Raw genomic sequence first — 6,146 nt, 5'->3', positions numbered from 1 at the left:
CTGTTGATCAGCGCGCAAAAATGACCAGGTTTCCGGGGTTTTCAGCGTCCAATTTTGACCACCCCGGAGTGTGTGCAACTATCCGATCTTTGGATCGGAGAACCTGGAGTGTTAATCATGGAAACCGTGTTGAAGATCCGGCGTATGCATCAGGTGGACGGCCAGTCCATCAGCGCCATCGCTAAAGTCACAGGACTCTCTCGCAATACCGTTCGCAAATACCTTCGCCAACCTCCCTCCGAACCGCCCAAGTACCGCCGTCCACAGCCAGCCAGGCCCAAGCTCGGTGAATTCGAGTCGACACTGACCCAGTGGCTGGACCTCGATGCCAAGCGGCCCAAGCGACAACGCCGCTGTGCCAGGCAACTCTTCGAAGACCTACAACGCCTGGGCTACCAGGGGGCCTACGACAGCGTCCAGCGCTTCGTCCGTGACTATAAACAGCAGTCAGCCAAAGTGGCTGCCTTTGTCCCCCTGACGTTCGCGGCTGGTGAGGCCTATCAGTTTGACTGGAGCGAGGAAGAGGTGGAGATCGGCGGCGTGGTGCAGTGGGTCAAGGCTGCCCATTTTCGCCTCACCCACAGCCGCCAGCCCTTCGTCATGGTGTTTCCTCGCGAAACCCAGGAGATGGTGTTTGCCGCTCACGATGCGGCCTTTCACTACTGGGGCGGCGTGCCACGCCAGGGCATCTACGACAACCTCAAGACCTGTATCGACCAAGTACTTGAGGGGAAAGAGCGCCGCTTCAATCCCCGCTTCCTGGCGCTGATGAGCCATTACGTCATTGAGCCGGTAGCCTGCACCCCTGCCTCGGGTTGGGAAAAGGGCCAGGTTGAGAAACAGGTTCAGGATGTGCGCCGGCGCTGCTTTACACCCCGGCGCAAGGTCGACAGCCTGGCCGAGCTCAACCGTCGGCTTATCCAGGAGCTGGAGCAGGCAGCACAAACACGCCCCCACCCGGACGACCCCTCGCAAACAGTGTGGCAGCGCTTCGAGCAGGAACGGACCACCCTGCGCCCCCTGGCTGCGCGCTTCAATGGCTATGTGGAGCGGGAGCTGCGGGTTGACAGCACCTGCCTCATCCACTTCGACCGCAACACCTACAGTGTCGACAGCCGTTACGCCCATCGTCATGTCACAGCCCGGGTCTTCGCTGACCGGCTCCAGGTGTATGCCCAGAGCGAGCTTATTGCCGAGCATCCCCGCCAGTTTGGCCGGGACAAGACCCAGTTCGACCCCTGGCATTACCTCGGCCTGCTCGAGCACAAACCCGGCGCGCTGCGCCACGGTGCTCCCTTCAAGGAGTGGGTGTTACCGCCGGCTTTGAGCCGCTTACAGCAGCAACTGCTGAGCCGCAAGGGCGGTGACCGGGACATGGTCAAGCTACTGTTGGCTGCCCGGCAGGACGGACTCGACCTGTTGGAGCAAGCCTGCCAGCAGGTACTGCTGCTGGGCGGCAGCTCGGCCGAGCTGGTACTCAACCACCTGCAGCGGCTGCGCCGCCCCGTCGAGGTGCCACAGCTCCATGCTCAGGTGGTGCCGCTTGCACAGCCGCCGCAGGCCAACTGCCAACGCTATGACAGCCTGTTACCGGGAGGTCAGCATGTCAGCCGATGAAATTTACCAGCGCCTGCAGGGGTTGAAACTGTTTGGTATGGCGGCGCTGTGCGACGAGCTGCTGGCGCATCGGGAGCGTCCCTTACCACCGCCGGAGCAGTGGCTCAAACGGATGATCGAAGCCGAAGAATCCGAACGTCAGTGCCGCTCGATCCGCTATCAGATGGGCATCGCCAAGTTCCCGCTGGCCAGGGACCTGGACAGCTTCGAGACCGCAGACACCCCGGTCAGCCCCGTGCACCTGTCCGCGCTGGATAGAGATGACTTCCTGGAGCAGAAGCGCAATCTGCTGCTGATAGGCGGAACCGGGACGGGTAAAACCCATCTGGCCATCGCCCTGGGGCGCAATGCCGTGCGCCGGGGCAAGCGAGTGCGTTTCTACGGCGTGGTGGATCTGGTCAACCAACTGGAGCAGGAGAAGGCGGCAGGCAAAGCCGGGCAGCTTGCCAACCGGCTGGTCAATGTCGATGCGGTTATCCTGGACGAACTGGGCTACTTGCCGTTTGCCGAAAGCGGTGGCGCCCTGCTATTTCACCTGATCAGCAAGCTGTACGAGCGCACCAGCCTGATCCTGACCACCAACCTGGCCTTCAGCGAATGGAGCAAGGTATTTACGGATGAGAAGATGACAACGGCGATGTTGGATAGGATCACCCATCACTGCGAGATCATCGAGACAGGAAACGACTCCTACCGCTTCAAACAGAGGATGAAATCAGCCAGCTAACCCTGGTCAATTTTGGACGCTGAACCCTGGTCATTTTTCGATGCTGATTGACATATCGACTTTGTGCAGGAAAGGGAAGGGGGACGGTTGTTCCCTGAGCTACCTCATCGACAAGACGGTTACAGCCATCTTTGGGGGCAGTGGTTCAGTCGTCATCGTCCTGTAGACAAAGACTTCCACAGCTTGCGGCATACTGTGGCAACAGTGTTGAAGGATCATGGGGTGCCGTTACAGTATGCAGCGGCAATCTTGGGGCATACCAATGGTGCCATCAGCTACGACAGGTATGGTGGTGGAATAGCAGTCGAGAAGCTACAGGCAGCTATCGAAGTCGCACTATGAACGCGCTACATTGGTGAACATCTAGTAGGTACTTCAACTCAAATAGCCACTATTAGCTGGATGCTAATGAGCACAAGGAAGAGCTCCATTGGAACACCATAGGCCTGACACGGCTCAATCTGGTTTGAATGACCTGAAAGAGCAAATTGCGTTGGAGTACGGGCGATGTCTCCTCCAGTTGCAACAGTTTGAATTGATGCTCAAAGCAGCCCTGCCCACTCTAAAGGTGAGCGGGTTCTCCGATGAGTTGGCTCGTAACGTAGAACGTGACCGTCAGCTTCTAGGCGGAAAAACATTGGGGTATTTGGTTGGTCAGTGGAACCAAAGAACGACGTTGGAGAATGAGCAAGAAATTGATGATGACGCTCTGAACGGCCGAGTTTACTTCCGCTTCAGTTTTGGCCTGGAAGGCGGGGAGTGGATGAATGAAAAACTCAAACAGCTGGTCGGGTTACGAAATGAGCTGGTGCATCATTTCCTGTCACAATTTACGTTGAACTCGGAGGCCAATTGCCAAGAGGCAATCCGCTATTTGGCGATTGCAGCCAGCATCATCAAGGACAATAGAGAGGCGTTACATTCTCTCCTGACTGTCGCCGAAAAAGCCAAGAGTGAACTGATAGAGTTTATGAGCTCCCCTGATGGAGAGCATTTATTACTATCCGGACTCTTACCTGGCGAGCCTGCTGATAATAGGGGAAACACCAGTATTATCCAATCGCCGAAAGTGGAATAATGGTCAATAAGCTCGCCATGTTTACCCCCTAGTACGTCACAAAAACATCTGAGGAAGGGGGAGATGAGAATGTGTGAGAGAGCCTACTGGTCGGTGAGTACAGGAAGGCTGACCGTATGCAGGGCTGGAAGGATGGCCTGAGGTTTAGCTGGCAAGATTCACAGGATCCTTTCATTTTAATTGCGCGGCATTCCATGGCGAGGACATAATGCCAATTTAATTTTCACTAAAATAGTGTAGAGAAAATGGAAAAATTAAACATTAGTTATAACGGGCCAATGTATAAAGATTTTTATGACGAGTTTTCTGCATTATTAAATACAGCAATTGCTCTGTCTGTAAAATACAGCAGAATCCCTGCGCCTGAGGGGAAGCATTGGTACGCATCAGCATTGTTCACGAAGTTATGTGTGACAGGCAAGTCAATGCAAAAAATTCTTCCAAACTCAAATCGTAAGCTCGAAATACAGCATTGGGATTTTGCATCTGTTGCATCCCTAAGTAGAGTGTTTCTTGAGAACTACCTGATGTTTTTCTACTTGTGCATTGATGATGTATCAAAGGACGAGTGGGATTTCAGATGGCGACTTCTTAATCTGCACGACCATGTTTCACGGATTAAATTCACATGTGACTTGGAAGCAAATGAAGAGAAAAAAGCAGAATTATTAAAGGATAATGAAGTTCTGTTAATCTGTAAGGATGAGTTAAATGCTAATCCAATTTTTTCCGCGTTACCTGAGAAGAAGAGAAATCACTATTTACGTGGGGTTGAAGCATTCAACATGTCCCAAGATGATCTTGTAACAAAAATAGGCATCTCAACTCCATCATTTAGAGCGATCTACCGATTTCTATCATCTCAAGTCCATACGTTTCCCATGGCATTCTATCGGCTTGCAGAACATGAGAGAGGGAAAGGGGTTTATTGTGCTCAAGAATTGTACTATCACATCATGATCCTCGAATGGTTGGTTCCGATTTTTAGTATGGCAAATAACAACTTCTCTGTTCTTTTTAATGGTCTTGAGCATCTCAAAATTAAATAACCATTGAAAAGACAATGTTGGTGATTTTTGAAAAAAATTTATAGGCCCTTTCAAGGAATCACCAGCATCTTCATTCCCCCCCTTGGGGGTATGCTGGCGGGTCATCCATGAAACTTCCAGCTCTCTTCCCTGTCATGTGACTCTAATGATCTGCCACCTTCACTCTGGGTTTATCTACAGATTTGTCCAACTCTATCTTCTATCATTCCGACCGTCCCAATTGGTATACCCAGTGAGACGATTTTTCACGTGGGGGATTGACCGTCTCATTTCTGTTTCATAATCTAAGTCCCATTGGATCAAGACCTTAATGTGACAGCGTAACACCGACAAGGACTCACGTAGATTGGCCCCTTGAAGATCCAGACACTTCGCCCCTCTTAACTTAAGAGGTAGTCTTGGAGCTATGTTCAGTACTAGTCACAACGAGAAGATGGTCGAAGTGTTAACAGGGGCCGAGCGCCGTCGACGCCGGACTCCACAAGAAAAGATCGCCATCGTGCAGCAGACCTTTGAGCCCGGGATGACCGTCTCTCATGTTGCTCGCTTGCACGACGTCAACGCAAACCAGCTTTTCAAATGGCGTAAGCAATTCCAAGAAGGGTCTCTCACGGCGATCACCGCCGGTGAGGATGTTGTTCCTGCTTCCGAGTTGGCTGCTGCCATCAAGCAGATCCGAGAGCTTCAGCGTCTGCTCGGGAAGAAGACCATGGAGAACGAGATCCTCAAAGAAGCCGTGGAGTATGGTCGAGCAAAAAAATGGATTGCGCATGCGCCCTTGTTGCCGGGGGACGACGATTAAGTGCTGTGAGCCAGGCTCTTAATGTATCGCGTGCGCAGCTATCCGTTCGTGTTCATCGAAAACCGGGTTGGCAAGATGGTCGTCATCATCGCCAGCGTGATGATGCAGCCTTACTTGGCCGTATCATGGAGGCGATGGCAGAGCTTCCCTCCTATGGCTATCGCCGGGTCTGGGCGCTGTTACGGCGTCAGTCTGAGGCAACAGAACAACCTGTGGTAAACGCTAAGCGGGTATATCGCGTCATGCGCGAACATGGCTTGCTGCTGGAAAGAAAACCAGCTGCACCATTGGCCCAGCAGGCACATAAGGGGCGTGTTGCCGTCAAGGAGAGCAATCGACGGTGGTGCTCAGATGGCTTCGAGTTTCGCTGCGATAACGGTGAAAAACTACGTGTCACGTTCGCCATGGATTGCTGCGATAGGGAAGCGTTGGACTGGGCGGCCAGTACTGGGGGTTACGATAGTGACACTGTGCAAGATGTCATGCTGAGGTCTGTCGAACATCGCTTTGGGGATTCGTTGCCGGCATCACCGGTGGAGTGGCTGACTGATAATGGCTCGGCGTATCGAGCCCATGAGACCCGCGCGTTTGCACGAGAAATCGGGTTGGAGCCCAGAACGACAGCAGTGAGAAGCCCACAGAGTAACGGTATAGCGGAGAGCTTCGTGAAGACGATGAAGCGAGACTATATCGAGATGATGCCAAAACCGGATAGCCGAACAGCGGTAGGCAATTTGGCTATCGCGTTTGAGCATTATAACGAGCACCACCCGCACAGCGCCTTGGGATACCGTTCACCACGGGAATTTCTGCGCAGTCGGGTATCACAACCCTAAGCGGGAAAAAGTGTCTGGACCTATGGGGTCAAATCCA

Annotated in this window: 6 protein-coding genes; all 6 read left to right on the top strand. The window is 53.0% G+C overall.

Translation table 11 applies throughout. The annotated features are described in order from the left end of the window. Positions 1-117: 117 nt before the first annotated feature. The 6 genes from istA to AB5Y70_RS08830 all read left to right on the top strand — a co-directional run bounded on the left by istA (position 118) and on the right by AB5Y70_RS08830 (position 6,109). On the top strand, positions 118-1,617 hold the full coding sequence (gene istA, locus AB5Y70_RS08855; RefSeq protein ID WP_368175977.1) for an IS21 family transposase: 1,500 nt from the start codon (positions 118-120) through the stop codon (positions 1,615-1,617). Next, positions 1,604-2,344 (top strand): IS21-like element helper ATPase IstB, encoded by a 741-nt coding sequence (istB, locus tag AB5Y70_RS08850; RefSeq protein WP_010675356.1) that lies wholly within the window; start codon positions 1,604-1,606, stop codon positions 2,342-2,344. The genes istA and istB overlap by 14 nt, the downstream gene beginning before the upstream one ends. Before the next feature lie 63 nt (positions 2,345-2,407). Continuing rightward, positions 2,408-2,686, top strand: a complete 279-nt coding sequence (locus AB5Y70_RS08845) for a tyrosine-type recombinase/integrase (protein ID WP_368175989.1) — start codon at positions 2,408-2,410, stop codon at positions 2,684-2,686. An 88-nt stretch (positions 2,687-2,774) separates the two neighbouring features. Continuing rightward, entirely contained in the window at positions 2,775-3,422 is a 648-nt protein-coding gene (locus AB5Y70_RS08840) for a hypothetical protein (RefSeq protein ID WP_010676217.1), read from the top strand. Between the two features lie 245 nt (positions 3,423-3,667). Further along, complete coding sequence (locus tag AB5Y70_RS08835) at positions 3,668-4,471, top strand: DUF5677 domain-containing protein (protein WP_127904506.1); 804 nt, start codon at positions 3,668-3,670, stop codon at positions 4,469-4,471. 433 nt (positions 4,472-4,904) lie between these two features. Then, positions 4,905-6,109, top strand: a protein-coding gene (locus tag AB5Y70_RS08830; protein WP_102948393.1) for an IS3 family transposase whose coding sequence is annotated in 2 segments (ribosomal slippage) — positions 4,905-5,223 and positions 5,223-6,109 — 1,206 coding nt in all. Because the reading frame shifts where the segments join, the coding sequence is not laid out codon by codon here. Positions 6,110-6,146: the final 37 nt, after the last annotated feature.

The organism is Aeromonas sp. s1(2024), assembly GCF_040908005.1.
Classification (GTDB): domain Bacteria; phylum Pseudomonadota; class Gammaproteobacteria; order Enterobacterales; family Aeromonadaceae; genus Aeromonas; species Aeromonas caviae.
Note: the sequence above shows the minus strand (reverse complement) of the source record. Positions and strands in the feature narration are given on the sequence as shown.